Source organism: Streptomyces sp. BK79 (assembly GCF_044142145.1).
Lineage (GTDB): Bacteria > Actinomycetota > Actinomycetes > Streptomycetales > Streptomycetaceae > Streptomyces.
On the sequence record NZ_JBHVOC010000016.1, the window covers coordinates 107,882 to 134,291 of the forward strand.

Here is a 26,410-nt window from a genome sequence, read left to right on the forward strand (position 1 = left end):
TCAGACCCCCACCGGCAGGTCGTCGCCCAGGTGCGCCAGCCGCTCCGCGACCGCGTCCGGGGTCGGGGCGTCCATCCGCCCCGCGAGCCGTCCGTCGGCGAGGAAGACGACCGAGTCGGCGTACGAGGCGGCGACCGGGTCGTGCGTCACCATCACCACGGTCCGGCCGTGCACCCGCACCGCGTCCCGCAACAGCAGCATCACCTGGCGCGCGCTGCGCGTGTCCAGCGCGCCCGTCGGCTCGTCGGCGAAGATCACCCGGGGCTCGGTGACCAGCGCGCGGGCGATCGCCACCCGCTGCCGCTGACCGCCGGAGAGCTGCTCCGGACGGTGGCCGAGCCGGTCCCCGAGACCGACCGCGGTCAGGATCTCCCGGGCCCGTACGCGGTCGACGCGCCGCCCGGCCAGCTTGAGCGGCAGCACCGTGTTCTGCGCGACCGTCAGCGTCTCCAGCAGGTTGTACTGCTGGAACACGAACCCGACCCGGCCGCGCCGGAACCTGGTCAGCTCCGCCTCGCCGCCGCCGGTCAGCTCCGTGCCGTCCACGCACACGATGCCGCTGTCCGGCCGCTCCAGCCCCGCCGCGCACTGCAGCAGCGTCGACTTGCCCGAGCCCGACGGCCCCATCACCGCGGTGAACGTGCCGCGCCCCAGGCTCAGCGTCACCCCGTCCAGCGCGGTGACCGCGTTCTCGGCGGTGCCGTACGTCCTGGTCACCTTGACGAGCCGGAGCGCCTCGGGGGCGGGTCCGGCGTCGTGGCCGGTTCGTGCGCCGGTGCGAAACATGTCATCACCTTCCGTACGGCACGCCCTGCGCGGTGCCTCGCCGACGACGCTACGGAGAGCGGGGCCGGAGCACACGGGGCGCAGAACCCGTATCGGGGGGTGTACTCAGTGACACCCCGGCCGCGCGTGCGCGATGATGTCCGCCATGACCGATGGAACAGCGTGGCTCGCCGAACCCGCATGCGTCGACTACAGCGGCCACAGCGTGCTGATGTCCCGCGACCTGAACCCCGGGGAGCTGGTGTCGAGGATCGCCGGGAGCGCCTTCGGCAGGACGTACACCGCCCGCCCCCTGGGCGAGCTGACCGGCAGCCAGGTCAACGAGGCGCTGGACGACCTCTTCGGTGACGTCTGGGAAGGGCTCGCCCTGCGCCACGGACGGGACGGGGACTGGTCGTTCGCGGTGTTCTACGGCGGCTGGATGGGCGAGCTGACGCACCTGTCGGCGGTCTCCGAGGGCGGAGCCCACGTGTTCCACCTGGAGTACGAGGAGGAGAACGGCAAACCGGTGCCGCCGCACTTCGCGTACTTCCACGACGAGGGCTTCAGGTGCGGGTTCAACCTGCACCTGGACCACTCCTGGGGCTACGACGGCGTCGACGGGGACGCCGAGCTGTCGCACCGGATCGAGCCGCTGCTGCGGGCCGCCGGCCTGCCCGACGAGAACGCCGACCCCGAGGCCGTGCACCGCACCGTGCTCGGCGTCCTCGAGCAGGTCTTCGGCCTCAGCCTGCCCCGGCAGCGGATCGTGGCGGGCACCCTCGACGCGGTGGTCCTGGAGGAGGCCGGCTGACTTCGCCGCTCACCCCTCCACCAGCACCACCTCCAGCGTGCGCGGCCCGTGCACCCCCTCCACCCGGTCCAGCTCGATGTCACTGGTCGCCGACGGACCGGAGATCCACGTCAACGGCCGTGCCGGGTCGAGGCGTTCCAGGGCCCGCGGGACGGACGCGACCACCTGGTCCGGTACCCGTACGACGCAGATGTGGTGGTCGGGGACGAGGGTGATGCGACGGCGGCCCTGGTCGGGGGAGCCGTCCAGGACGATCGTCCCCGTCTCGGCGACGGCGACCGCGCAGCCCGTGACCACGCTGTCGACCCGGTCGAGTTCGTGCGGGGTGCTCACCGCGCGGTCGTGGACGCGGGTCGCGTCGACCGCCGCGAGCCAGCCCGGGGGCAGCCCCGGCGGAATCAGCACGCTCCCGGAGCCGTGCGCCGCCAGCAGCCGCGCCAGCAGACCGGGCAACTCCGCCTCCGCGCACCGGTGCACGATCGCCCGGTAGTCCGCCAGGTTCTCGGCGAGCAGCTCCACCGTCTCGGCGGCGGTCCGCCGCCCGTGCTCCCGCAGGTAGTCCCGGGTCACCGGGGCCTCGTCGTCCGGCATGTCGGCGAGGGCGCGCCGCACGCGGCCCAGAATGCGTTCCCTGCTGCTCACTCGACCTCGTCCTTCCCACCGCGCGTGCGCTGCCACCAGTCCCGGAACGGCTCCGCGGGCACCGCCGGCAGGTCCCGGGTGCCGCTCCACGCCCGGCCCGGCCCCGGCAGGGTGCGCGGATGCAGGCGCCGGGTGCCCGACGCCAGCCGCTGCCCGGACCGCAGCACGCCCGGACGCGTGAACGCCCACCGCGCCGCGCGCATCGCCGCCCGCTCGGCGGCATGCCCCTTCGCCGGTTTCAGGACGACCTTGTTGCCCTCCCGTACCGCCGGACCGCCCTGGACCACACGCTCCCGCAGGTGCACCAGGACCTCCGGGATGTCGATGGCCACCGGGCACACCTCGTAGCACGCCCCGCACAGCGACGACGCGTACGGCAGCGAGGCGTCGATCTCGCTGCCCGTGCCCCGCAGTTGCGGGCTGAGGATGGCGCCGATCGGACCCGGGTAGACCGAGCCGTAGGCGTGACCGCCCGCCCGCTCGTACACCGGGCAGACGTTCAGGCACGCCGAGCAGCGGATGCAGCGCAGCGCCTGCCTGCCGACCTCGTCGGCGAGGGTGTCGGTGCGGCCGTTGTCGAGCAGCACCAGATGGAAGGTTTGCGGACCGTCCTCGTCGGTGGTGCCCGTCCACATGGACGTGTACGGGTTCATGCGCTCGGCGGTGGAGGAGCGGGGGAGGGTCTGGAGGAAGACCTCCAGGTCCTGCCACCTCGGCACGATCTTCTCGATCCCGACGACCGAGATCAGCGTCTCGGGCAGGGTCAGGCACATCCGTCCGTTGCCCTCGGACTCCACGACCACGAGCGTGCCGGTCTCGGCGACCATGAAGTTGGCGCCGGAGATGCCGACCTTGGCGCGCAGGAACTTCTCCCGCAGGTGCAGCCGGGCCGCCTCCGCGAGTTCGGCGGGCGTGTCGGTGAGCCCTTCGGGTGCAGGGCGGCCCCACGCGCCCATCTCGGAGCGGAAGATGTCCCGGATCTCCCCGCGGTTGCGGTGGATCGCCGGCACCAGGATGTGCGAGGGCCGGTCCTTGCCCAACTGCACGATCAGCTCGGCGAGATCGGTCTCGTAGGCATGGATGCCGCGGGCCTCCAGTGCCTCGTTGAGGGCGATCTCCTGAGTCGCCATCGACTTGACCTTCACGACCTCGCGCTCGCCGGTCTCCTCGACCAGCCGGGTGACGATCTCGTTCGCCTCGTCGGCGTCGGCGGCCCAGTGGACGGTCCCGCCGGCCGCCGTGACCGCCTCCTCCACCTGCACCAGGTACCGGTCCAGGTGGCGCAGTGTGTGGTCCTTGATCTGCTTTCCGGCCTCGCGCAGCTGTGCCCAGTCGTCCAGTTCCGCGACCGCGCGGGCCCGCTTGTCGCGGATGGTGTGGGTGGCGTGGCGCAGGTTGCCGCGCAGCGTCGTGTCGCGCACCGCCGTGCGCGCCGCCTCGGGGAAGGCCGGCATCCCCAGATACGTACCGCTCATACGGCCACCGCCTCCCGAGTGCTCGCCAGGATCTCCGCGAGGTGCACCGGCCGCATGCCGGTCCGCAGCCGGGTCATGGTGCCGCCGATGTGCATCAGGCAGGAGTTGTCGGCCGCGCACAGCACGTCCGCGCCCGTCGACTCCGCGTTGCGCACCTTGTCCGCGCCCATCGCCGCCGACACGTCCGCGTTCTTCACCGCGAACGTGCCGCCGAAGCCGCAGCACTCCTGCGCCCCGGGCAGCTCGACCAGCTCAAGCCCCTCGACCGCCTCCAGCAGCCGCCGGGGCCGGTCGCCCAGCCCGAGGCTCCGCAGCCCGTGACAGGTCGGGTGGTACGTCACGGTGTGCGGGTAGTACGCCCCCACGTCCGTCACACCCAGCACGTCCACCAGGAACTCCGTCAGCTCGTACGTCTTCGGCACCACCGGCGCCAGGGCGGCGGCGAGCGTGTCCCCGCGGCCCTCCGCCCGCGCCCGCTCGCCCAGGCGCGGATACAGCTCCCGCACCATCGCCCCGCAGGAACCCGACGGCGTCACGATCGCCTCGTAGTCCTCGAAGACCTCCGCGAAGTGCCGGGCCAGCGGCTCCGCCTCCTGCCGGTAGCCCGTGTTGTAGTGCGCCTGCCCGCAGCAGGTCTGGCCCATCGGGAAGTCGACCTCGACGCCCAGCCGGGTCAGCAGCTTCACCACGGCACGGCCGGTGTCGGGATAGAGCGTGTCGTTGACGCAGGTCAGGAACAGGGCGACACGCATCGCGGCTCCTTGTGATCGGTGGAACTTCTTGATCATCGGGTGAAACGCAGGGTAGTCGGCGGGCGGGGGCCCGGACAGACCCCGTTCACCGGTCGGTGAGCCGGGCCTCGGCCGCCCGCCAGCGGGCCGTCCCGCCGCGCGGCTCGTACCGGGTCAACGACTGGGTCCGCACGAGGAGGGCACGCATCCCGGCGAGGTCGCCGGCCAGTCCGTGGGCGCGGGCCTGCACCAGGACGTTGCCGAGCGCGGCGGCCTCCGTCGGCCCCGCCACCACCGGCAGCCCGCAGGCGTCGGCGGTCAGCTGGCACAGCAGCGCGTTGCGGGTGCCGCCGCCCACGACGTGCACGACGTCGACCGGGTGCCCGGCGAGCCGCTGGGCGTCCTCGACGGCTCTGCGGTGGGCCAGCGCCAGCGAGTCGAGGATGCAGCGCGTCACCTCGGCGGGGGTGTCCGGCACCGGCTGCCCCGAGGCACGGCACGCCTCGGCGATCCGCTCCGGCATCCGGCCCGGCGCGAGGAACGCCGCGTCGCCCGCGTCCACCACCGACCGCAGCGCCGGCACCTTGGCCGCCGCGAGCAGTAGCCCGCCCAGGTCCGGGTCGCCCCACGCCCGTACGCACTCCTGGAGCAGCCACAGCCCCATGATGTTGCGCAGGTAGCGGACGGTGCCGTCCAGCCCCAGCTCGTTGGTGAAGTTGGCGGCCCGGCTCTCCTCCGTCAGCACCGGAGCGGTCAGCTCCAGACCGGCCAGCGACCAGGTGCCGGTGCAGATGTACGCGAACCGCCCGCCCGGAGCCGGGACGGCGGCCACCGCGGACGCGGTGTCGTGCGAACCGACCGCGGTCACCGGCACGGGCCCGGCGAGCCCCGTCTCCTCCAGCACCGCCGGCCGCAGGACACCGGCCGGATCGCCGGGCCGCCGCAGCGGCGCGAACAGGCCGAGGTCGATCCCCAGCCGGTCCGCGACCTCGTGCGACCAGGTGCGGGTGCGGGGGTCGATGAGCTGGGTGGTGGAGGCGTTGGTCAGCTCCGTGCCCTGCTCACCGGTCAGCCAGTACGTCAGCAGGTCCGGGATCAGCAGCAGCCGCCGGGCCTGCGCGAACTGGGCCGTGCCGCGGGCGGCGACGAGCTGGTACAGGGTGTTGAAGGGCGCGTACTGCAACCCCGTCGCCGCGTACAGCTCCTCGGCGGGCAGCGTGGCCCACACCTTCTCCGCGACGCCCTCGGTGCGGGCGTCGCGGTAGTGCGCGGGGTTGCCGAGCAGCGCCCCGTCCGCGTCCAGCAGACCGTGGTCGACGGCCCAGCTGTCGACGCCGACCGAGTCCACCGGTCCCGCCGCCCGCAGCCCGTCCAGGACACCGGCGTACAGCGCCAGGACGTCCCAGCGCAGCCCCTCGGGCGTCCGGACCGGCCGGTTGGGGAAGCGGTGCGCCTCGGCCAGCTCCAGCCGGTCCGGGCCGACGCGGCCGACCATGACGCGCCCGCTGGACGCGCCGAGGTCGACCGCGGCGTACGACTTCACGTCCACGGCCGCGCTCATCGCAGGAACGCGGCGGCGACGCCGGCGTCGACCGGGACGTGCAGGCCGGTGGTGTGGGTCAGGTCGCCGCCGGTCAGCGCGAACACGGCGTTCGCGACGTGCTCGGGCAGCACCTCGCGCTTCAGCAGCGTCCGCTGGGCGTAGAACTCGCCGAGCTTCTCCTCCGGCACCCCGTACACCGCCGCCCGCTTGGCGCCCCAGCCGCCCGCGAAGATCCCCGAACCCCGCACCACGCCGTCCGGGTTGACGCCGTTGACGCGGATGCCGTGCTCGCCCAGTTCGGCGGCGAGGAGGCGCACCTGGTGGGCCTGGTCGGCCTTGGTGGCGGAGTAGGCGATGTTGTTCGGGCCCGCGAACACCGCGTTCTTCGAGACGATGTAGACGATGTCGCCGCCCAGCTCCTGCGCGGTCATCACCCGGGCGGCCTCCCGCGAGACGAGGAAGGAGCCGCGGGCCATGATGTCGTGCTGGAGGTCCCAGTCCCCGGCGGTGGTCTCCAGCAGCGGCTTGGAGACGGAGACGCCCGCGTTGTTGACCACCAGGTCGACCCCGCCGAAGGCGAGGACGGCCGCCCGGAACGCCTCGGCGATCTGCTCCTCGGACGTCACGTCGACGGTCACGGCGACCGCCTTGTCCGGTCCGCCCAGCTCCTCGGCGACCCGTGCGGCGTTCTCCGCGTTCAGGTCGGCCACGACCACACACGCGCCCTCGGCGGACAGCCGCCCCGCGATCGCCTTCCCGATGCCGCTGCCGGCGCCGGTGACGAGCGCGACCCGCGTCGCCAGCGGCTTGGGCCTCGGCATCCGCTGGAGCTTGGCCTCCTCCAGCGCCCAGTACTCGATGCGGAACTTCTCCGACTCCTCGATCGGCGCGTACGAGGAGACCGCCTCGGCGCCGCGCATCACGTTGATCGCGTTGACGTAGAACTCGCCGGCCACCCGGGCGGTCTGCTTGTCCTTGCCGAAGCTGAACATGCCCACGCCCGGCACCAGCACGATCGCCGGGTCGGCACCGCGCATCGCCGGGGAGCCGGGCTCGGCATGCCGCTCGTAGTAGGCGGCGTACTCCTCGCGGTACGCGGCGTGCAGCTCCTTCAGCCGGGCGATCGTCTCGTCCAGGGGCGCGGTCGGCGGCAGGTCCAGGACCAGCGGCCGGACCTTGGTGCGCAGGAAGTGATCCGGGCAGGAGGTGCCGAGCGCGGCGAGCCGCGGGTGCTCGGCGCGCGCCAGGAAGTCCAGCACCACGTCGGAGTCGGTGAAGTGCCCGACCTGCGCCCGGTCCTGGGAGGCGAGGCCGCGGACGTACGGTGCCAGCGCCGCGGCGCGCTCCCGCCGCTCGGCCTCGGGCAGCGCCGCGTAACCGTCGATCACCGCGCCGAACGGCTCCGGCCTGCCGCGCTCGGCGAGGAAGGCCTCCGCCGTGCGGATGATGTGCAGCGAGTTGCGCTCGCACTCCTCGGAGGTGTCGCCCCACGCGGTGATGCCGTGGCCGCCCAGCACACACCCGATCGCCTGCGGGTTCGCCGCCTGCACGGCCGCGATGTCCAGGCCCAGCTGGAAACCGGGCCGCCGCCACGGCACCCACACCACGGTGTCGCCGAAGCACTCGGCGGTCAGCTTCTCACCGTCCGCCGCGCAGGCCAGCGCGATCCCGGAGTCGGGGTGCAGGTGGTCGACGTGCGCGGCCTCGACGAGACCGTGCATCGCCGTGTCGATGGAGGGCGCGGCGCCGCCCTTGCCGTGCAGGCAGTAGTCGAAGGCGGCGACCATCTCGTCCTCGCGCTCGACGCCCGGGTAGACGTCCCTGAGCGCCCGCATCCGGTCCAGCCGCAGCACGGCGAGCCCCGCCTCGGTGAGCGTACCCAGGTCGCCCCCGGACCCCTTGACCCACATCAGCTCCACGTCACCGCCGGTGACGGGATCGGTGGCGGTTCCTTTGGCGGACGCGTTGCCGCCCGCGTAGTTGGTGTTCCGGGGATCGGAGCCGAGCCGATGGGAACGGGCGAGGAGTGCGGAGGCCTCAGGGTGAGATGCCATGACGGTGCCCTTTCGATGGAGGGGGGTGAAGTGCCTTCAGGGGCGCGGGGTTGCATGAAGGTGCGGCTTCGCCGCTTGGGCGCGACCAGCCACAACCGGCCCGCGGCCGCGGAACGACGGGAACTGGGCGGACGCCTACGCCCCCCACCCGGCCTGCTGACCACCGACGCGCTCGGCGACGACCTTCTCGCCGTACCCGGACGCCGCGTACGCCTTGAGGGGCTCGGGGTGCAACCCCATCTCCTGACGCACCTCACGAAGAAGCGGCCGCACGTCCGTGTCGTACGCGTCCATCAGCACCGCGTTGGCCTCCAGCACATCCCCTGAAGCCTGCGCGGCGGACAGCGCCTCCGCGTCGACCAGCAGCGCCTTCGCCGTCGCCTCCTGCACGTTCATCACCGACCGGATGATCGCCGGGATCTTCGCCTCGATGTTGTGGCACTGGTCGAGCATGAACGCCACGTCGGCGGTGAACCCGCCGCCGCGCACCACCTCGTACATGATCCGGAACAGCTGGAACGGATCGGCGGCCCCCACCATCAGGTCGTCGTCCGCGTAGAACCGCGAGTTGAAGTCGAAGCCGCCGAGCCTGCCCTCCCGCAGCAGCGTCGCCACGATGAACTCGATGTTCGTGCCCGGCGCGTGGTGCCCGGTGTCGACCACGACCCGCGCCTTGTCACCGAGCTTCAGGCAGTGCGCGTACGCCGTGCCCCAGTCCGGCACGTCCGTGGTGTAGAACGCCGGCTCGAAGAGCTTGTACTCAAGGAGCATCCGCTGCTCCTCGCCGAGCCGCTCGTACACCTCGGCCAGCGCCTCGGCCAGCCGGTCCTGCCGGGACCGCACGTCGTCCTGCCCGGGGTAGTTGGTCCCGTCGGCGAACCACAGCTTGAGGTCCCGCGACCCGGTGGCGTCCATGATGTCGACGCACTCCAGCAGGTGGTCCACGGCCTTCCTGCGCACCGCCGCGTCGGGATGGCAGACGCTGCCCAGCTTGTAGTCGTCGTCCTGGAAGGTGTTGGAGTTGATCGCGCCGATCCGCACGCCCCGCTTCTCGGCGTGCTCGGCCAGCGCGGCGTAGTCCTCGACCCTGTCCCACGGGATGTGCAGGGCGACGGTCGGGGCCACGCCGGTGAACTCGTGCACCTTCGCCGCGTCGTCCAGCTTCTCGAACGGATCGCGCGGCACGCCCGCTTGGGCGAACACCTTGAACCGGGTGCCGGAGTTCCCGTACGCCCACGACGGCGTCTCGACTGCCTGGGTCCTGAGCGCGGCCTTCACCGCGGCGAGCTCGGTCACTTCGGCGCTCCTGTGACATCGGGTCGCGACCAGCGCTGAGCACGGCTGAGCACGGCTGGACGCGACCATGTGTGAAACGATTCAGAACGTGAAGCTATGAGCCGCCTGAAGGGGTGTCAACCCTTCTGCCGGACCCCGTTCTCCGTGACTCGGTCGTGACCATCGGCTTTCGAAAGTTTTTCGATCCGGACCCATTGACGTGACATGCCCTGCCTGCCTAACGTCCCGGCAACCCAGTTGAAACCTTTCACGATGCCGTGAGGGCCGTCCCGCCCGGTGTCGTCGAGGAGCCCCCATGACCCACCCGTCCGACACGGGTACGGCCCCGGTTCTGGCGCTCAGGGACGTCTCCAAGTCCTTCGGCGCGGTCCGCGCCCTGCGGGACGTCTCCCTGGAGCTGTTCCCCGGCGAGGTGCACGCCCTCGCCGGCGAGAACGGCGCCGGAAAGTCGACCCTCATCAAGACGCTCGCCGGAGTGCACCGGCCGGACGCCGGCCAGGTCCTGCTCGACGGCGCGCCGGTCGTCTTCCACGGCCCCGGCGACGCCCGCGACGCCGGCATCGCCGTGATCTACCAGGAGCCGACCCTCTTCCCCGACCTGTCGATCACCGAGAACATCTTCATGGGCCGGCAGCCCCGGCGCGCCCTCGGCCGCATCGACCACAAGGCGACCCGCGCCGCCACGGCCGCGCTGATGCGGCGCCTCGGCGTCGAACTCGACCCCGACCGCCCCGCGCGCGGCCTGTCCATCGCGGACCAGCAGATCGTGGAGATCGCCAAGGCCCTCTCCTTCGACGCCCGCGTCCTGATCATGGACGAGCCGACCGCCGCCCTCACCGGCAGCGAGGTGGCCCGCCTCTTCGGCGTCGTACGCACGCTGCGCGAACAGGGCGCCGCCGTGCTGTTCATCTCCCACCGCCTGGAGGAGATCTTCGAGATCTGCGGGCGGGTCACCACCCTGCGCGACGGCGCCCGGATCGCCAGTGAACCCCTGGCGGGCATGACCGAGGACGACCTGGTCCGCCGCATGGTCGGCCGCGACCTCGACGAGCTGTACCCCAAGCAGGAGGTCACGCCCGGCGAGATCGTCCTCAGCGTGCGCCGGCTGACCCGGGAGGGCGTCTTCACCGACGTCTCCTTCGACGTACGGCGCGGCGAGATCGTCGCCCTCGCCGGACTCGTCGGCGCCGGGCGCACCGAGGTGGCCCGCGCCGTGTTCGGCGTTGACCGCCATGACGCCGGGGAGGTCGAGGTCGACGGACACAAGCTCGTCAACGGCGCCCCGTCCGCCGCGATGGCCGCGGGCCTCGCCCTCGTCCCCGAGGACCGGCGCGCCCAGGGTCTGGTGATGGACATGTCCATCGAGCGCAACATCGGCCTCACCGGACTGCGGACGACCGTGCGGGCCGGCCTGATGGACCGGGGCGCCGAGCGCAGCCGCGCCCTCGACTGGGCCGTCAGGCTCCAGGTCAAGTACGCCCGCGTCGCCGACGCCGTCTCCACCCTCTCCGGCGGCAACCAGCAGAAGGTCGTCCTCGCCAAGTGGCTCGCCACCGGCCCCAAGGTGCTGATCGTCGACGAGCCGACCCGCGGCATCGACGTCGGCACCAAGGCCGAGGTGCACCGGCTGCTGAGCGAACTGGCCGCCGACGGCGTGGCCGTCCTGATGATCTCCTCCGACCTGCCCGAGGTCCTCGGCATGGCCGACCGCGTGCTGGTGATGCACGAGGGCCGGCTGACCGCGCAGATCGACCGCACCGACGCCACCGAGGAGACCGTGATGGCCGCAGCCACGGGGAGGGCAGCCGCATGACCGCCGCCCCCACGCCCCCGCACGTCACCGGGAGGGCTGCCGCATGACGGTCACCGCACCCGACCAGGCCCCCGTCGCCGGCGTACCGAAGGCCGGCGCCACCCGGCTCGTCGACCGCGTCTTCAAGATGCGCGAACTGGCCATCCTGCTCGTCTTCCTGGTGATGATCGCCGTCACCCAGGCCGGCAACAGCGAGTTCCTGTCCGAGCAGGGCATCAAGGACCTGCTGCTCAACGCGACCATCCTCGTCCTGGTCGCCACCGGCCAGTCCCTCGTCGTCCTCACCCGCAACGTCGACCTGTCGGTCGGCTCCACGCTCGGCATCAGCGCCTTCGCCGCCGGTACCTACCTCCAGGGCGGCGGCGACGGTGCCGTGGCCGTCCTCCTCGCGGTGCTGATGGGCGTCGGCTTCGGCCTGCTCAACGGCCTGCTGGTCAGCCTCGGCCAGGTGCCCGCGCTGGTCGTCACCCTCGGCACCCTCTACGTCATCCGCGGCATCGACTCCATCTGGGTCGGCTCCCGCCAGATCACCGCCGCCGACCTGCCGGGCGGCTTCGTCGACTTCGGCTCGGGCGGGATCTCGGCCGTGCCGTGGCCGGCGATGATCGCCCTCGCGGTGCTCGTCGCCACGGCGTACTACCTGAAGCACTTCCGCAGCGGACGCGAGCTGTACGCGCTCGGCTCCAATCCGGAGGCCGCGCGCCTGGCCGGCATCCCGGTCCGCAAGCGGATCCTCACCGCCTACACCTTCTGCGGCGCCCTCGCCGGACTCGCCGGCGCCCTGTACCTGGCCCGGTTCGGCAACGTCGACTCCGGGACCGGGAACGGCTACGAACTGACCGTCGTCAGCGCCGTCGTGGTCGGCGGCGTCGTCTTCACCGGCGGCTCCGGCAGCGTCTACGGCGCCGCCCTCGGCGCGCTGCTGCTGACCTCGATCAACAGCGTGCTGCCCGCCCTCGGCGTCAGCTCCGTGTGGGTGCTCGCCATCAACGGCATCCTGCTCATCCTCGCCATCGCCGTCGACCGGATCGTCGCGCTGCGCGTGGCCGACGCCCTGAAGAAGAGGAACGCCCGCCATGGCTGACCGCTCCCTGACGCGCGCCGTCCGCTGGGACACGGTGGTGGGCGCCCTCCTCGTCGTCGTCCTGCTCCTGTCCTTCGGCTTCGTCGACGGCTTCGGCAACGCCCTGAACCTGTCCTTCCTGATCGGCAACACCCTCCCCATCGCGCTCATCGCCCTGCCGATGACCCTGCTGGTCGTCTCCGGCGAGATCGACCTCTCGGTCGCCTCCACCGCGGGCCTGTCCGGCGCGGTGATGGGCGCCCTGTGGAACCAGGGCATGGCCATCGAGGCGATCATCCCGGTCTGCCTGCTGCTCGGCGTCGTGTGCGGTCTGGTCAACGGCCTGCTCGTCACCCGGCTCGGCCTGCCCTCCCTCGCCGTCACCATCGGCACCATGGCCGCCTACCGGGGCATCGCGCAGATCGTGCTCGGCTCCGACGCGGTGACCGACTTCCCCGCCCAGTACCTGGACTTCGCGGCCGGACGCCTCGACGGCACCTTCGTGCCGTACGCCTTCCCGCCGTTCCTCGTGCTGCTCCTCATCGCCGTGGTCGCCCTGCACGCCATGCCGCTGGGCCGGTCGCTGTTCGCCATCGGCGCCAACGAGGAGGCGGCGCGCTTCGCCGGCATCCGGGTCAGGCGGCAGAAGCTGATCCTGTTCACGCTGACCGGCCTGATGTCGGCGCTCACCGGCGTCTTCTGGGCCCTGCACTACGCCAGCGCCCGCTACGACAACGCCACCGGCCTCGAACTCTCCGTCGTCGCCGCCGTACTGCTGGGCGGCATCGACTTCGACGGCGGCAAGGGCACGCTCGGCGGCGCGATCGCCGGGGTGTTCCTGCTCGGCACGCTGCAGAACGTGATGAGCCTCCAGGACGTGTCCGCGCAGTCCCAGATCGTCGTGACCGGCGTGCTGCTCGTGCTGTCCGTGCTCGGCCCCCGGGTCGCCCGGCAGATCTCCGCCGCCCGGGCCGGACGCCGGGCCGCACCCCCACCCCTGCCCAAGACGCCCGCGCCGGCGCCGTAACCACTCCGCCCACCCTCCTAAGGAACCCACCATGCGCAAGTCGTCGCTCCGCCACACCTGCGCGGCCCTCGCCGCCGTCACCTCGCTCGCCCTGGCCGCCACCGCCTGCGGCGGCACCACCAAGGAGGACGTCAAGGAGGAGGGCGGCGGCGCCGCCGCGTCCGCCGGCAAGGCCGACCCGAACGCCGAGACCAAGAAGGGCCTCACCGTCGGCTTCCTGCCCAAGCAGGTCAACAACCCCTACTTCACGGTCGCCGACAAGGGCGGCGAGAAGGCCCTGAAGGAGCTGGGCTCCAGCTACAAGGAGGTCGGCCCCTCCAGCGGCACCGACACCGCCGGCCAGGTCTCCTACGTCAACACGCTCACCCAGCAGCAGGTCGACGCCATGGCCGTCTCCGCGCAGGACCCGGGCGCCCTGTGCACCGCGCTCAAGCAGGCCATGAAGAACGGTGTCAAGGTCGTCACCTACGACTCCGACACCAACCCCGAGTGCCGCAACGCCTTCGTCTCCCAGGCGTCCGCCGACGCCCTCGGCCGCACCCAGGTGCGGCTGCTCGCCGAGCAGATCGGCAACAAGGGCGAGATCGCGATCCTGTCCGCCGCGCAGACCGCGACGAACCAGAACGCCTGGATCGAGATCATGAAGGACGAGCTGAAGGACCCGAAGTACAAGGACGTCAAGCTGGTCAAGGTCGCCTACGGGGACGACGACGCCCAGAAGTCCTTCCAGCAGACCCAGGGCCTGCTCCAGGAGTACCCGAACCTGAAGGGGATCATCTCCCCGACCACCGTCGGCATCAAGGCCGCCGCCCAGTACCTGTCCGGCTCCAAGTACAAGGGCAAGGTCAGCCTGACCGGCCTCGGCACCCCCAACGACATGCGCAAGTACGTCAAGAACGGCACCGTCGAGGCGTTCGAGCTGTGGGACCCGGCCAAGCTCGGCGAACTGGCCGCGCGCACCGCCGTGGCGCTGGCCTCCGGGCAGATCACCGGCAAGGAGGGCGAGACGTTCGAGGCCGGTGCCATGGGCGAGTACACCATCGGCGAGGACGGCGTGATCGACCTCGGCGAGCCCACCGTCTTCAACGCGAAGAACATCGACCAGTTCAACTTCTAGTGGGGGAGCGGTACTTCATGCAACGCGTCTGTTTCCTGCTCAAGGTCCGCCGGGACCGGATCGCGGAGTACCGCGAACGCCACGCCGCCGTGTGGCCGCAGATGTGCGAGGCGCTCTCCGCCACCGGCTGGCACAACTACTCGCTCTTCCTGCGCGACGACGGCCTGCTCGTCGGCTACCTGGAGACCGAGGACTTCGCCGCCGCCCGGGCCGGCATGGAGGCCACCGAGGTCAACGCCCGCTGGCAGGCGTGGATGGGCCCCCTGTTCGAGTCCCTGGACGGGGAGCGCCCCGACGAGGCGATGAAGCCGCTCACCGAGGTGTTCCACCTCGCCTGAGGACCGGGCCACCGTCGCCCCGGGCTCCCCGCCGTCCTGGGGCGGCGCGGGTAATGTGAAGGTCTCCCGCCGCCCGCGTCCCTGGCGCCCGCTCCCGTCCCGACCCTGGAGGTCCCTGCCCGATGGCCCATTCGGTGGGTATCAAGGACGTCGCCCGCGCCGCCGGAGTCTCCGTGGGCACGGTCTCCAACGTCATCAACCGTCCCGACACCGTCGCGACCGAGACCCGCGCGCGCGTGCTGTCCGCGATCGACCGGCTCGGCTACGTCCGCAGCGAGTCCGCGCGCCAGTTGCGCGCGGGCCGCAGCCGGATCATGGGGCTGCTCGTCCTGGACATGGGCAACCCCTTCTTCGTCGACGTCGCGCGCGGCGCCGAGCGGGCCGCGCGCGACGCCGGACTCGGCGTGATGGTCTGCAACAGCGCCCAGAACCCGGGGGAGGAGGCCGAGTACCTCTCGCTCTTCGCCGAGCAGCGGGTCCGGGGCGTCCTGCTGACCCCGGCCGACGCCACCGGCCGCAACATCGAGGGCTTCCGGCGCCACAACATCCCCTTCGTGCTGGTCGACCGGGTCGCCGAGGGCACCACCGAATGCTCCGTCTCCGTCGACGACGTCGCCGGCGGCGCGCTGGCCGTGCGCCACCTGGTGGACGCCGGGCACCGCTCCCTCGCCTACGTCAGCGGACCGCCCGGCCTCAACCAGGTCCGCGACCGCCGCACCGGCGCCCTGAACGCGCTCGCCGAGGCCGGGCTCGGCCCCGACGCGCTGCGCGAGCTGCCCACCGAACGCCTCGACGTCGCCGCCGGCCGCGACGCCGGCGCCCGCCTGCTCGGCCTCGCCGACCGGCCCACCGCCGTCTTCTGCGCCAACGACCTGCTCGCCCTCGGTGTCCTCCAGGCCATGTACGCGGCCGGGGTCGGCGTCCCCGACGACCTCGCGATCGTCGGCTACGACGACATCGAGTTCGCCGCCGCCGCGGCCGTCCCCCTCACCTCCGTGCGCCAGCCCGCCGTCACCATGGGCGCCCTGGCCGCCGAACTCCTCCTGGAGGAGACGGAGCCGCAGGGCCCGGACCGGCCCCACACGCACCGGCGGGTCGTGCTCCAGCCCGAACTGGTGGTGCGGCGCTCCAGCCTCGCCGCCCGCTGAGCGGCCGTTCAGCACGATCTTCCGATCCCGGGGCCCTCCGGCCGAGGGACCATGTGCTGAACTGGGGCCCGGCCGAAAACACGACCGCAGGATCCGTCCGTCCCGGGAGCCCCGTTGAGCGTCACCTACCGTCAGCCCGGCGTCGTCCTCACCGACCGCCGCTTCACCGTGCCCCTCGACCACGCCGATCCCGGCGGCGAGACCATCGAGCTGTACGCACGCGAAGCCGTCGCGAGCGACAAGGCGCACCAGGACCTGCCGTGGCTGGTCTACCTCCAGGGCGGCCCCGGCTTCGGGGCGAACCGTTTCGTCGGCCGTCCCGCCTGGCTCGGCCGGGCCCTCAAGGAGTTCCGCGTCCTGCTCCTGGACCAGCGCGGCACCGGCGCCTCCACGCCGGCCAACCGCCAGACGCTCCCGCTGCGCGGCGGCCCGGCCGAGCAGGCCGACTACCTCACGCACTTCCGCGCCGACGCCATCGTCCGCGACTGCGAGGCGATCCGCCCCCAGGTCACCGGCGGCGCCCCCTGGACCGTCCTCGGCCAGAGCTTCGGCGGCTTCTGCACCGTCGCCTACCTGTCCCTGGCCCCCGAGGGCGTCGCCACCGCCCTGATCACCGGCGGCCTGCCCTCCCTGGACGCCCACGCCGACGACGTCTACCGAGCCGCCTACCCCCGCATCGCACGCAAGGTCGCCGCGCACTACGCCCGTTACCCGCAGGACGTCGAACGCGCCCGGCGCATCGCCGACCACCTGCTCACCCACGACGTGGTCCTGCCGAACGGCTACCGGCTCACCGTCGAGGCCTTCCAGTCCCTCGGCGCGATGCTCGGCAGCGGCGACGGCAGCCACCGCCTGCACTTCCTGCTGGAGGACGCCTTCGTCCCCACCCCGCACGGGCCCGAACTGTCCGACGCGTTCCAGGAGCAGGCGCAGAACCTCCTCTCCTACGCCGGCCACCCGCTGTACGCCCTCGTCCACGAGGCCATCTACGGCCGGGACACGCGCCCCACGGACTGGTCGGCCGAGCGGGTCCGCGCCGAGTTCCCGCGCTTCGACGCCGCCAAGGCCCTCGCCGGCGACGAACCGCTCCTGTTCACCGGCGAGTCGGTCCACCCCTGGATGTTCGACTGCGACCCGGCGCTGCGCCCGCTGCGCGAGACCGCCGAACTGCTCGCCGCCCGCACCGACTGGACCCCCCTGTACGACCCGGCCCGGCTCGCCGCCAACGAGGTGCCCGCCGCCGCGGCCGTCTACCACGACGACATGTACGTCGACACCGCCCACGCGCTCACCACCGCCCGCGCGATCCGCGGCCTGCGCACCTGGGTCACCGACGAGTTCGAGCACGACGGCGTACGGACCGGCGGGCCGCGCGTGCTGGACCGGCTGCTCGCGCTCGCCCGCGACGAGGCCTGAAGGACGCCGTGCCGAATACCGGGTGAGATGTCGGTGGCGCGGGGTTAGTGTGCGGTCATGACCGAGCCGACGATCACCCCCCTGGAGCCCATGCCCGGCGACTGGCGGCGCGCCCTGGCCGTCGTCGCCCACCCGGACGACCTGGAGTACGGCTGCTCGGCGGCGATCGCGGCCTGGACCGACGAGGGCCGCGAGGTCGCCTACGTGCTGGCGACGCGGGGCGAGGCGGGCATCGACACCGTGGAGCCCGGCGAGTGCGCCGCCCTGCGCGAGCGGGAACAGCGGGCGAGCGCCGCCGTCGTCGGGGTGAGCGAGGTCGAGTTCCTCGACCACCGGGACGGCGTCGTCGAGTACGGCGTCGCCCTGCGCCGCGACATCGCCGCCGCCATCCGCCGGCACCGGCCCGAGCTGGTCATCACCCTCAACCACCGCGACACGTGGGGCGGCGCCGCCTGGAACACCCCGGACCACGTCGCCGTCGGCCGGGCCACCCTCGACGCGGCGGGCGACGCGGGCAACCGCTGGATCTTCCCCGAGCTGGCCGAGCAGGGCCTCGAACCCTGGGACGGCGTGCGCTGGGTCGCGATCGCCGGCTCCTCCTCGCCCACGCACGCCGTGGACGCCGCACCGGGACTGGAGCGCGCGGTCCGCTCCCTGCTCGAACACCGCACGTACATCGAGGCGCTGACCGACGAGGACCCGGAGACGTACGTGCGCGGGTTCCTCGTCGGGTACGCCGAGGCCGCCGGCGAGCGGTTCGGCGGGAAGCCGGCGGTGGCCTTCGAACTCTTCGCACGGTAGCGGCGGGACGGGACGGGGCGGGGCGGACGGGTGCGGCGGAACGGGGAGCGGGAGATGCGGGAGCGGCAGGGGGACCAGCGGCTGGCGGAGCGCTTCGAGGAGCACCGCGGGCAGCTGAGGGCGGTGGCCTACCGCATGCTCGGTTCACTGACCGAGGCGGAGGACGCGGTGCAGGAGGCGTGGCTGCGGCTCGACCGCACCGGCGCGGACGGCATCGCGAACCTCGGCGCCTGGCTGACCACGGTGACCGGCCGCGTCTGCCTGGACCTGCTGCGCTCGCGCACCGCGCGCCGCGAGGAACCGATGGCCGAGGGCTTCGACACCTTCGTACCGGACCCGGTGCTGCGGGCGCTGCCGCAGGGCGACCCGGAGGCGGCGGCCCTGCACACCGACTCGGTGGGGGTGGCCCTGCTGGTCGTCCTGGAGGCCCTGGAACCCGCCGAGCGGCTGGCGTTCGTGCTGCACGACATGTTCGCCGTGCCCTTCGACGACATCGCGCCGATCGTGGAGCGCAGCCCCGCCGCCACCCGGCAGCTGGCCAGCCGGGCCCGGCGCCGGGTGCGGGACGCGACCCCGGCGGCCGACCCCGACCTCGGCCGGCAGCGCCGGGCGGTCGAGGCGTTCCTGGCCGCGAGCCGCGCCGGGGACTTCGAGGCCCTGGTGGCCGTCCTGCACCCGGACGTGGTGCTGCGGGCCGACGCCGGCGCACTGGCCTCGGGCCTGGCGGCGTCGAAGGTGGTCCGGGGGGCGCGGACGGTCGCCACGGGCGCCTTCCACTTCCGTCACCTCGCCCCGCTCGCGCGCCTCGTCCTGGTCAACGGCTCGGTCGGCACCGTCGCCGTGTCCGGGGGACGGCCGCGGTCGGTCACGTACGTCACCGTCGAGGACGGGCTCATCACCGGCCTGTACATCCTCTCCGACCCCGACCGGCTGGCCCGCCTGGACCTGTCCGCCCTGGAGCCCTGACCGGCGCCCGCCCGGTGCGCCGGCGGTCCGTATGCTCGACGGCATGCGAGAACGAACGGCGGACCAGGTGGACCAGGCGGACCAGGCGGAACTGCGCGGCGACTGCGAGCGGTGCTTCGGCCTGTGCTGCGTGGCCCTGCCCTTCGCCCGCTCGGCGGACTTCGCCCTCGACAAGGACGCCGGTGAACCCTGCCCGAACCTGCGGACCGACCACCGCTGCGGCATCCACGCCGGCCTGCGGCAGCGCGGCTTCTCCGGGTGCACGGTCTACGACTGCTTCGGCGCCGGACAGAAGGTCTCCCAGGTCACCTTCGGCGGCCAGGACTGGCGCACCGGTCCGCCGGAGCGCACCCGCCGGGTGTTCGAGGTGTTCCCCATCGTGCGCCAGCTGCACGAACTGCTCTGGTACCTGACCGAGGCACTGGCCCTGCCCGCCGCCCGCCCCGTCCACGCCGAGCTGCGCCGCGCCCTGTCCGACACCGAGCGGCTCACCCGTCAGACACCCGACGAGCTGGCCGCCCTGGACGTGCCCGCGCACCGGCAGCGGGTCAACGCGCTCCTGCTGCGCACCAGCGAGCTGGCGCGGGCAGGTACCCGAGGCAGGAAGAAGAACCGCCGGGGCGCCGACCTGATGGGCGCCCGCCTCAGGGGCGCCGACCTCGCCGGAGCCGACCTGCGCGGGGCCTACCTCATCGCCGCCGACCTCACCGGCGCGGATCTGCGGGGCGCCGACCTGATCGGCGCGGATCTGCGCGACGCCGACCTGACCGACGCGGACCTCACGGGCGCGTTCTTCCTCACCCAGCCGCAGCTCACCGCGGCCCGGGGCAGCGCCGGCACCCGGCTGCCGGAGTCAGTCACCCGCCCGGCGCACTGGACAGCCGGCCCCTGAGGGGGCGTCCTCGGCGAGGGACGCGCCGTCCGCTGCCGTACCGGGCCGGCCTGCCGTGGTCCGCCGGTCCAGGCGCAGCCGCAGCCCCTCCGGCATGAGCGTCAGCCGCTCGGTCACCCGCAGCCGGTAGTCCGGCTCCGGCCGCAGCTCGTAGCGGCGCAGCAGCAGCCCGAGGACCAGCGTCGCCTCGTGCAGCGCGAACTGCCGTCCGATGCACGCCCGCGCGCCCGTCCCGAACGGCTTGAAGGTGTGCGGGGCCCGCGACCGTACGGCCTTGGCGTCGAAGCGGTCCGGGTCGAACCGCTCGGCGTGCGGCCCCCAGACCTCCGGGTCGCGGTGCAGCATCCCCGTGAGCACCAGCGCCCAGGCGCCCCGCCGCATCGGATACGTCCCGTCCAGCACCGTGTCCCGCCGGGCCTCCCGGGCGAAGGCCGGCGCGGTCGGCCACAGCCGCAGCGACTCGTCCAGCACTCGGCGCACGTAACGGAGCTTGGCCACCTGCTCGTATCCCGGCGCCTCGGTGTCGCCCCAGACGCGGTCCACCTCGGCGCGGGCCCGGGCCGCGACCTCGGGGTGCCGGGCGAGGTAGTGCAGGGCGAAGGAGAGCGCGCCCGAGGTGGTCTCGTGCCCGGCCACCAGGAAGGTGATGACCTGACGGCGGACGTTCCGTGGGGACAGCCGCTCGCCCGTCCCGGGGTGGGCCGTCTCCAGCATCCGGTCGAGCAGGTCGCCCGCACCGCCCCCGCCGCCCTTCTCGCGGCGGGCGCGGACCAGGTCGCCGACCGTGCGGTTGAGGTAGGCGATGTCGGCGGTGTTGCGCCGGCTCGCGCCGCGCAGCAGCCACGGGGCGAGCGGCGCCGGCACGGTGTTCAGGCGCTGCGCATAGGTGAGCGTGCCCACCATCGCGGTGACGAAGGGGTGCGGGCGGGGGCGCTCGAAGGAACCGAAGTCGTGGCCGAACCCGGTGCGCGCGATCGTCTCCAGCGTCAGCTTGGTCATGTCGCCGGGGACGTCCACGGCCCGGCCGGCCCGCTGCGCCCGGTCCCAGTGGTCGGTGAGCCGTCCGGCCACGTCCAGCATCATCACGTGGTAGCCCGCCATGGCCTCCCGGCTGAACCCGGGCGCCAGCACGTCGTGCGCGAGCTGCCAGTTGGGCTCGTGGTTGTACGCCGTGAACAGCCCGTCCCCGGCGACCGGCCGCAGGTTGGCCACGCCGAGCCCCACGTGCTTGGCGAAGCGCTCCTCGTCCGCGAGGTCGGCGGCGAGCTGGGCACCCCACACGAAGACGAACTCCTTGCCGAACGCCCGCCGCCGGAATATCGGCCCCAGCCGGCGCGCGTACCGCAGCGAGTCCTGCATCGGCGTGCTCCGGCTCGCCCCGACCACGTCCCCGAGCAGGGGGAGCCGGTAGGGCGGGCGGGGTATGCGGTGCAGCTCCGGCCAGCCCAGCTCGGCGCTGCGCAGTCCTTTCGGCAGCCCGTCCGGGGCCAGGTCCTTCGTCGTCTCCGCCATGACGCGATCTCCCTCGACGCAGCGGCGTGTCGCCCGCGCGGAACCAGCGTGTTGTACATGGATTCAATAACGCGCCTCAGTCTCGTCCCGTTGCTGAACCGGCGTCAAGTAAGGTGCGGGCATGGCCGCGGACCAGGGTGAGCGCACGCGCCGCCGGCTCAGTACCGGGGAGCGCCGGGAGCAGTTGCTGTCGGTGGGCGCGCGGCTCTTCTCGGAGAGCCCGTACGACGACGTGTGGATCGAGCGGGTCGCCGAGATCGCCGGGGTGTCCCGCGGGCTGCTGTACCACTACTTCCCGAACAAGCGGGACTTCTTCGCGGCGGTCGTCGAGCGCGAGAGCGAGCGCATGCTGCGGATGACCGCGGCCGTGCCCGGTGTCCCGGTCCGCGAACAGCTCACCGCCGGCCTCGACGCCTACCTGGAGTACGTCCGGGCCCACGCCCACGGTTACCGCGCCTTCCACCGCGCCGACGCGGCCGGGGACCGGGAGGTGCGCCGGGTCTACCGGCAGGCGCTGGCCGCCCAGGAGCGGCAGATCCTCGCGGCCCTGGCCGCCGACCCGGAGTTCGGCCCGGCCTTCGGTGAGCGGACCGACGTGCGGCTGGCGGTGCGCGGCTGGCTGGCGTTCACCACCGCGGTCTGCCTGGAGTGGCTGCGGGATCCGGAGCCGGCCCGGGAGCAGGTGCGCGACCTGTGCGCACGGACGCTGCTGGGTGCCCTCGCGCCCTGAGTCCCGCGAAGACCACGCGTCCTGGTTGGCGCACGCCCTGATCTCCGATAGGTTAGGTGAGCCTTACCTAATGAGCCTGTTGGGCTCGCCCCTTGAATGACGACGGAGGTTGGGGATGGGTGACAGCCACACCTGGACGGCCGCGCCTGCCGCGGCGGAGCGGGCCCGCTCCGTACTCGCCGCCGCCTGGTCCTGCGCGGTGACCGCGGAGGGCGGCCGCGAGGAACTGGTCGGCGCGCACACCGTGTCCGACGACGGCCGGGTGCTGCTGGACGTGCCCGAGGACAGCGTCCTGGCTACGGCGGCCGTGTGCGCGCCGCGCGGAGAGCCGTCCGCCGTGCTGGAGTTCGCCGACGTGGCACCCGTCCCGGTGCGGGAGCGGATCAGGGCCCGGCTCTGGATCGCGGGCTGGTTCGCCCCCGAGGACGGACGTCTGGCGTTCACGCCCACGCGCGTGGTGCTGCGCCTGCCGTCCGGTGCCGTGGTGGTCGACCGCGACGAGTTCGCCGCCGCGCGGCCCGACCCGCTGGCCCTGGCCGAGGCCCGGCTGCTGACCCATCTCGCCGACTGCCACGGCGACGCGGTGGAGCGGCTGACCCGGCTCGTCGACGCCGACAGCCTGCACGGCGCGGTACGGGTCCGGCCCCTCGCCGTCGACCGCCACGGACTGACGCTGCGCATCGAACGCGCCCGCGCCCACGGCGACGTACGGCTGCCCTTCCACGCGCCCGCCGACGACATCGGCCGGCTCACCGAGCGCATGCACGTCCTGCTGGCGCAGGCGGGCACGGCCTCCTGCCCCCGGGCCCTGCAGCGGCAGCGCACGGACGGCGAGGGCTGACGCGCGAGGGACCCGTCAGCGGGAGCGATGGGCGGCGGCGCCCCGGCCGCGCCGCCGGCGCAGGGACCGCAGCCGGTCCCGCAACTCGGTCAGCCGCGGCATGCGTTCGCGCTGCTCGCGGGTGTGGCGGTCCAGCTCCTCCAGGAGCCGGCGTGAACGGTGCTCGGTGTCCATCTCGTCGATGATGCGGTTGACCTCGGTCAGCACCGCCCCGTTCAACTGCCAGTGCAGGGGGTGGCGTTCGACCTCCGCCAGGAGCAACTGCGCCAGCCGGTCCCGGGTGATCGCGGCCTGCCGCAGCTCGGCGGTGAGGCGTTCCTCGGCGGACTCGGCGTCGTCGCTGACGCTGGTGGTGACCAGCACCGAGAAGCTGACCACGGCGTCGGCGATCTCGGCGAGCAGCTGCTGGATGGCGGCGCCGGTCTCCGGCGGGAACAGGGGATCCGGCTCACGTTCCTTCGCGAGGTCGGTGAAGGTGCGGGCGAGGACCCGCAGCACCACCGTGCAGATCTCCAGGGTGTCCAGACCGGTGCGCAGCACCACCCGGTGCAGCAGCCCCTCGCGGACCCGGGGGTTGAGCCGCAGGCTGTCCTCGGCCTGGCGGAGTTCCTCGTCCACCTCGGCGATGTCGTGGTCGAGCCGGCGGGCCTCGTGCAGCCGGGCCGCCGCCTCGTGGAACGGTGTGCTGTCGGCGGCCTCCTCGCCGACGCGCAGCATCAGCTGCCGCACCCGGCGGGCCAGTCCCTGGATCGCCTCACCGGCCTGCTCCACCCACACCGGCGGGGCGAACAGCAGGTTGAAGGCCAGTCCGACGATCGCCCCGATCAGGGTCTCGACCACCCGCGCCCACGCCAGGGACCCGTGCGAGGTCACGCCCAGCACCAGCATGGCGCTGATCGCCACCTCCGCCACGAACTCGTGCGCCCGCACCAGATGCCCGACGCCCAGCGCCGCCAGGATCACCAGGGCCAGGCTCCACCAGCTGAGCCCCACCAACTGGCTGAACGCGATGGCGACCAGGACACCGGCCACCACGGCGTTCACCCGGCGGAAGCTCATCTTGAGCGTGGCGTACAGGGTGACCTGGACGACCAGCAGCGCCGTCAGGGGCGCGGTGAGCGGCGCCGCCGACTTGTCGGGGGTCAGCCGCACCGCGATGACATAGGCGATCGAGGCCGCGGCGGCCGAGCGGAGTGCCTGCACGACCATGGGGTCCCTGAGCCACTTCACCCGCCGCACCGCCGAAGCCGCAGTCCTCAGTACTTGCCGCATCCTCGGGCTGTTCCCTTCGCCGGGCGCCTCGAACGTATCCGGACAGGACGGTAACCGGACGAAGGGGGTGGAATGGTGCGCACGCGCCGTACGCCGGCGGGCATCCGCGATCGTCAGGCGGCGACCTTGGCGAGGAAGGCGGACAGGTTCCCGAGGGTGCGGGCGATCTGCTCCTCCAGGGTGAGGCTCTCCTCGAACCGGGCGCCGCTCTCCGACACCTTCCTGCCCCGCAGGTACAGGGAACAGGCCAGGTCGGTGCACATGTACAGGCCGACCGAGTTGCCCTCGCGGCCGGCCGGGCCCGCCTTGCGCGCGGTCATCAGGGACACCCCGCCCCGGGGGTGGGTCGTCAGGCACAGGGCGCACAGACTGCGCTGGAAGAAGCCGCGCCGGGCCGGCTGGAACCGCAGCGCCACACCGGTCGGCCGCTCCTCGTGCCCGGTGACCAGATAGCTGCGGTCGGGTGCCCCGGGATCCCGCCAGCCGAGGAAGTCGAGGTCGTCCCAGGGGCGCTCGTCGAGATCGCGGGGGACGGCCAGGCGCTTGGCCTCGCCCTTGGAGCAGTTGATGAAGGAGTTGCGGATGTCCTGCTCGGTGAGTGCTCTCATGGGTGTGTCCCGGTGCGTGTCGAGGGCGGATGAGCGAGCCCGGGGCGCTCGGCCCGAGGCTCGGAACCTAGGGTGTCTAGGTTTCCGCCTAGCGTAGATATACGGGGTGGAGAGGGCCAACGGATTTCCGGCGGCCGAGTTCATAGCATGAATTAAGGAGCGAAGGAAGTCGCGGCCGGCGACCCGGCAGAGGTAATGTTGCAGATCGGGCACGGCAGGGGAGGAGCCACATGACGGGGCGGAACGGGCGCACGGTGCGCGACCTCAGGAGGGCCAACCGAACGGCCGTGCTCCAGCGGCTCTACTTCGACGGCCCGCTCAGCCGCTTCGAGCTGGGCCCGGCGACCGGCCTCAGCTCGGGCTCCGTCAGCAACGTGGTCGCCGACCTGGTCGCCGACGGCCTGGTGGAGGAGGCCGGCAGCGTCGACTCCGACGGCGGCAGGCCCCGCACCCTGCTGCGGGTGGCCCCCGCCAGCGGCCACATGATCGGCGTGGACGTCGGCGAGACCCGGGTGCGCGTCGAACTGTTCGACCTGACGCTCACCGAACTGGCCCGCGCCGAACGCCCGCTGACCGGGCAGCGGTACGACGTCGACACGATCGTCGGACACATCCAGGACGGCGTCACCGAGGTCCTGGCCGCGGCCCCGCTCGCCCCCGAGCGGCTGCTCGGCGCCGGGATCGGCGTCCCCGGCATCGTCGAGCACACCCCGGACCGGGGCGCCGTCGTGCACGGCCAGACCATCGGCTGGGACGCGGTCCCGCTGGAGGCCCTGCTGCGCGCGGGCTCCCCGCTGCCCGACACCGTTCCCTACCTCATCGACAACGGGGCCAAGACCCTCGGCCAGGCCGAGATGTGGTTCGGCGCCGGACGCGGCGCGCGCAACGCGGTCGTGGTCCTCTTCGGCTCCGGCGTCGGCGCCAGCCTCGTGACCCACGAGGCCGAGCAGGGCCGGGCGGTCGAATGGGGGCACCTGACGGTCCGGGTCAGGGGCCGCCGCTGCCGCTGCGGCGCCCTCGGCTGCCTGGAGGCCTACGCGGGCGCCGAGTCGCTGCTGGCCCGCTGGCGGGAGGAGGGCGGCCGGGTGCCGGCGGGCACCGACGAGGAGACCGCCCTGACCGCGATGCTCGCCGCCGCCCACCCGGCCGACGGCACGGCGGCCGACCCGGTCGCGCTCGCCGTCCTGGAGGAGACCGCCGAGTACCTGGGCGCCGGCCTCTCCGACCTGATCAACCTCTTCCAGCCCGAGCGCATCCTCATCGGCGGCTGGGCCGGGCTCCAGCTCGGCACCCGCTTCCTGCCCGCCGTACGGCGGCACGCGATGTCGTACGCGCTGCGTCATCCCGCCGGGAAGGTGACCGTCGAGCTGGGCCGGCTCGGGCCCGACGCGGTCACCGTCGGCGCCGCGATCCTGCCGCTGGCCGACTTCTTCGCGCGCGGGGGCCGGCGCCCCGAACCGGCGCCCGCGTACCCGGTCCCGGCCTGGCGCACGGCACTACAGGAGCGGTCGCCGCACTGAGGTTTCGCCAGGCCGGCGGACGGTAC

The 26,410-nt window shown here is 73.0% G+C and carries 24 protein-coding genes; 14 read left to right on the plus strand and 10 right to left on the minus strand.

Going from position 1 to position 26,410, the window contains the following annotated elements; genetic code table 11:
• A complete protein-coding gene (locus tag ACFIF2_RS21135; RefSeq protein ID WP_395574747.1) occupies positions 1–786 on the minus strand; it encodes an ABC transporter ATP-binding protein in 786 nt (261 codons plus the stop codon).
• 145 nt (positions 787–931) lie between these two features.
• On the opposite strand from ACFIF2_RS21135, the gene ACFIF2_RS21140 reads away from it, so the two are divergent.
• Entirely contained in the window at positions 932–1,579 is a 648-nt protein-coding gene (locus ACFIF2_RS21140; protein WP_395574748.1) for a DUF6461 domain-containing protein, read from the plus strand.
• A gap of 9 nt (positions 1,580–1,588) precedes the next feature.
• Here the strand turns inward: ACFIF2_RS21140 and ACFIF2_RS21145 are convergent, their stop codons facing one another.
• From ACFIF2_RS21145 to rhaI, 6 genes are all read right to left on the minus strand, one after another.
• Positions 1,589–2,221, minus strand: a complete 633-nt coding sequence (locus ACFIF2_RS21145) for a lactate utilization protein C (protein WP_395574749.1) — start codon at positions 2,219–2,221, stop codon at positions 1,589–1,591.
• Positions 2,218–3,696 carry a LutB/LldF family L-lactate oxidation iron-sulfur protein gene (locus tag ACFIF2_RS21150; RefSeq protein ID WP_395574750.1) on the minus strand — a complete coding sequence of 493 codons (1,479 nt, stop codon included), beginning with the start codon at positions 3,694–3,696 and terminating at the stop codon, positions 2,218–2,220. The genes ACFIF2_RS21145 and ACFIF2_RS21150 overlap by 4 nt, the downstream gene beginning before the upstream one ends.
• Positions 3,693–4,448, minus strand: a complete 756-nt coding sequence (locus ACFIF2_RS21155; protein ID WP_395574751.1) for a (Fe-S)-binding protein — start codon at positions 4,446–4,448, stop codon at positions 3,693–3,695. Before ACFIF2_RS21155 ends, ACFIF2_RS21150 begins: the two co-directional genes overlap by 4 nt.
• Positions 4,449–4,533: 85 nt before the next feature.
• On the minus strand, positions 4,534–5,988 hold the full coding sequence (locus ACFIF2_RS21160) for a rhamnulokinase family protein (protein WP_395574752.1): 1,455 nt from the start codon (positions 5,986–5,988) through the stop codon (positions 4,534–4,536).
• Positions 5,985–8,024, minus strand: coding sequence for a bifunctional aldolase/short-chain dehydrogenase (locus ACFIF2_RS21165; RefSeq protein WP_395574753.1), 2,040 nt, complete (start codon positions 8,022–8,024; stop codon positions 5,985–5,987). Before ACFIF2_RS21165 ends, ACFIF2_RS21160 begins: the two co-directional genes overlap by 4 nt.
• A 135-nt stretch (positions 8,025–8,159) precedes the next feature.
• On the minus strand, positions 8,160–9,320 hold the full coding sequence (gene rhaI, locus ACFIF2_RS21170; protein ID WP_395574754.1) for an L-rhamnose isomerase: 1,161 nt from the start codon (positions 9,318–9,320) through the stop codon (positions 8,160–8,162).
• 295 nt (positions 9,321–9,615) lie between these two features.
• On the opposite strand from rhaI, the gene ACFIF2_RS21175 reads away from it, so the two are divergent.
• From ACFIF2_RS21175 to ACFIF2_RS21220, 10 genes are all read left to right on the plus strand, one after another.
• On the plus strand, positions 9,616–11,133 hold the full coding sequence (locus ACFIF2_RS21175) for a sugar ABC transporter ATP-binding protein (RefSeq protein WP_395574755.1): 1,518 nt from the start codon (positions 9,616–9,618) through the stop codon (positions 11,131–11,133).
• Between the two features lie 43 nt (positions 11,134–11,176).
• Entirely contained in the window at positions 11,177–12,217 is a 1,041-nt protein-coding gene (locus ACFIF2_RS21180; protein ID WP_395574756.1) for an ABC transporter permease, read from the plus strand.
• Positions 12,210–13,223, plus strand: a complete 1,014-nt coding sequence (locus tag ACFIF2_RS21185) for an ABC transporter permease (RefSeq protein ID WP_395574757.1) — start codon at positions 12,210–12,212, stop codon at positions 13,221–13,223. The genes ACFIF2_RS21180 and ACFIF2_RS21185 overlap by 8 nt, the downstream gene beginning before the upstream one ends.
• 31 nt (positions 13,224–13,254) lie before the next feature.
• Positions 13,255–14,340 carry a rhamnose ABC transporter substrate-binding protein gene (gene rhaS, locus ACFIF2_RS21190; protein ID WP_395574758.1) on the plus strand — a complete coding sequence of 362 codons (1,086 nt, stop codon included), beginning with the start codon at positions 13,255–13,257 and terminating at the stop codon, positions 14,338–14,340.
• A 17-nt stretch (positions 14,341–14,357) separates the two neighbouring features.
• Positions 14,358–14,678 (plus strand): L-rhamnose mutarotase, encoded by a 321-nt coding sequence (locus ACFIF2_RS21195; RefSeq protein WP_395574759.1) that lies wholly within the window; start codon positions 14,358–14,360, stop codon positions 14,676–14,678.
• Positions 14,679–14,800: 122 nt separating this feature from the next.
• Positions 14,801–15,826, plus strand: coding sequence for a LacI family DNA-binding transcriptional regulator (locus ACFIF2_RS21200; RefSeq protein ID WP_395574760.1), 1,026 nt, complete (start codon positions 14,801–14,803; stop codon positions 15,824–15,826).
• 114 nt (positions 15,827–15,940) lie between these two features.
• Positions 15,941–17,242 (plus strand): alpha/beta fold hydrolase, encoded by a 1,302-nt coding sequence (locus ACFIF2_RS21205; RefSeq protein WP_395574761.1) that lies wholly within the window; start codon positions 15,941–15,943, stop codon positions 17,240–17,242.
• Between the two features lie 57 nt (positions 17,243–17,299).
• The gene (locus ACFIF2_RS21210; RefSeq protein WP_395574762.1) at positions 17,300–18,043 is read left to right on the plus strand and encodes a PIG-L deacetylase family protein; all 744 of its coding nucleotides are present in this window, start codon (positions 17,300–17,302) and stop codon (positions 18,041–18,043) included.
• Positions 18,044–18,097: 54 nt separating this feature from the next.
• Entirely contained in the window at positions 18,098–19,009 is a 912-nt protein-coding gene (sigJ, locus tag ACFIF2_RS21215; RefSeq protein ID WP_395574763.1) for an RNA polymerase sigma factor SigJ, read from the plus strand.
• 43 nt (positions 19,010–19,052) lie between these two features.
• Entirely contained in the window at positions 19,053–19,901 is an 849-nt protein-coding gene (locus ACFIF2_RS21220; RefSeq protein WP_395574764.1) for a pentapeptide repeat-containing protein, read from the plus strand.
• Here the strand turns inward: ACFIF2_RS21220 and ACFIF2_RS21225 are convergent.
• On the minus strand, positions 19,863–21,413 hold the full coding sequence (locus tag ACFIF2_RS21225) for a cytochrome P450 (RefSeq protein WP_395574765.1): 1,551 nt from the start codon (positions 21,411–21,413) through the stop codon (positions 19,863–19,865). The two genes, ACFIF2_RS21220 and ACFIF2_RS21225, sit on opposite strands and share 39 nt — an antisense overlap.
• 121 nt (positions 21,414–21,534) lie before the next feature.
• Between ACFIF2_RS21225 and ACFIF2_RS21230 the strand changes: the two genes are divergently transcribed.
• Together ACFIF2_RS21230 and ACFIF2_RS21235 are read left to right on the plus strand one after the other, a co-directional pair.
• Positions 21,535–22,143, plus strand: coding sequence for a TetR/AcrR family transcriptional regulator (locus ACFIF2_RS21230; RefSeq protein ID WP_395574766.1), 609 nt, complete (start codon positions 21,535–21,537; stop codon positions 22,141–22,143).
• 115 nt (positions 22,144–22,258) lie between these two features.
• Positions 22,259–22,984 carry a DUF2470 domain-containing protein gene (locus tag ACFIF2_RS21235; protein ID WP_395574767.1) on the plus strand — a complete coding sequence of 242 codons (726 nt, stop codon included), beginning with the start codon at positions 22,259–22,261 and terminating at the stop codon, positions 22,982–22,984.
• Between the two features lie 15 nt (positions 22,985–22,999).
• Here ACFIF2_RS21235 and ACFIF2_RS21240 read toward each other — a convergent pair whose 3' ends face one another.
• Together ACFIF2_RS21240 and ACFIF2_RS21245 are read right to left on the minus strand one after the other, a co-directional pair.
• A complete protein-coding gene (locus ACFIF2_RS21240) occupies positions 23,000–24,256 on the minus strand; it encodes an aromatic acid exporter family protein (protein WP_395574768.1) in 1,257 nt (418 codons plus the stop codon).
• Positions 24,257–24,369: 113 nt separating this feature from the next.
• Entirely contained in the window at positions 24,370–24,864 is a 495-nt protein-coding gene (locus ACFIF2_RS21245) for an FBP domain-containing protein (protein ID WP_395574769.1), read from the minus strand.
• Between the two features lie 230 nt (positions 24,865–25,094).
• Between ACFIF2_RS21245 and ACFIF2_RS21250 the strand changes: the two genes are divergently transcribed.
• Positions 25,095–26,384 carry an ROK family protein gene (locus ACFIF2_RS21250; RefSeq protein WP_395574770.1) on the plus strand — a complete coding sequence of 430 codons (1,290 nt, stop codon included), beginning with the start codon at positions 25,095–25,097 and terminating at the stop codon, positions 26,382–26,384.
• Positions 26,385–26,410 lie beyond the last annotated feature (26 nt).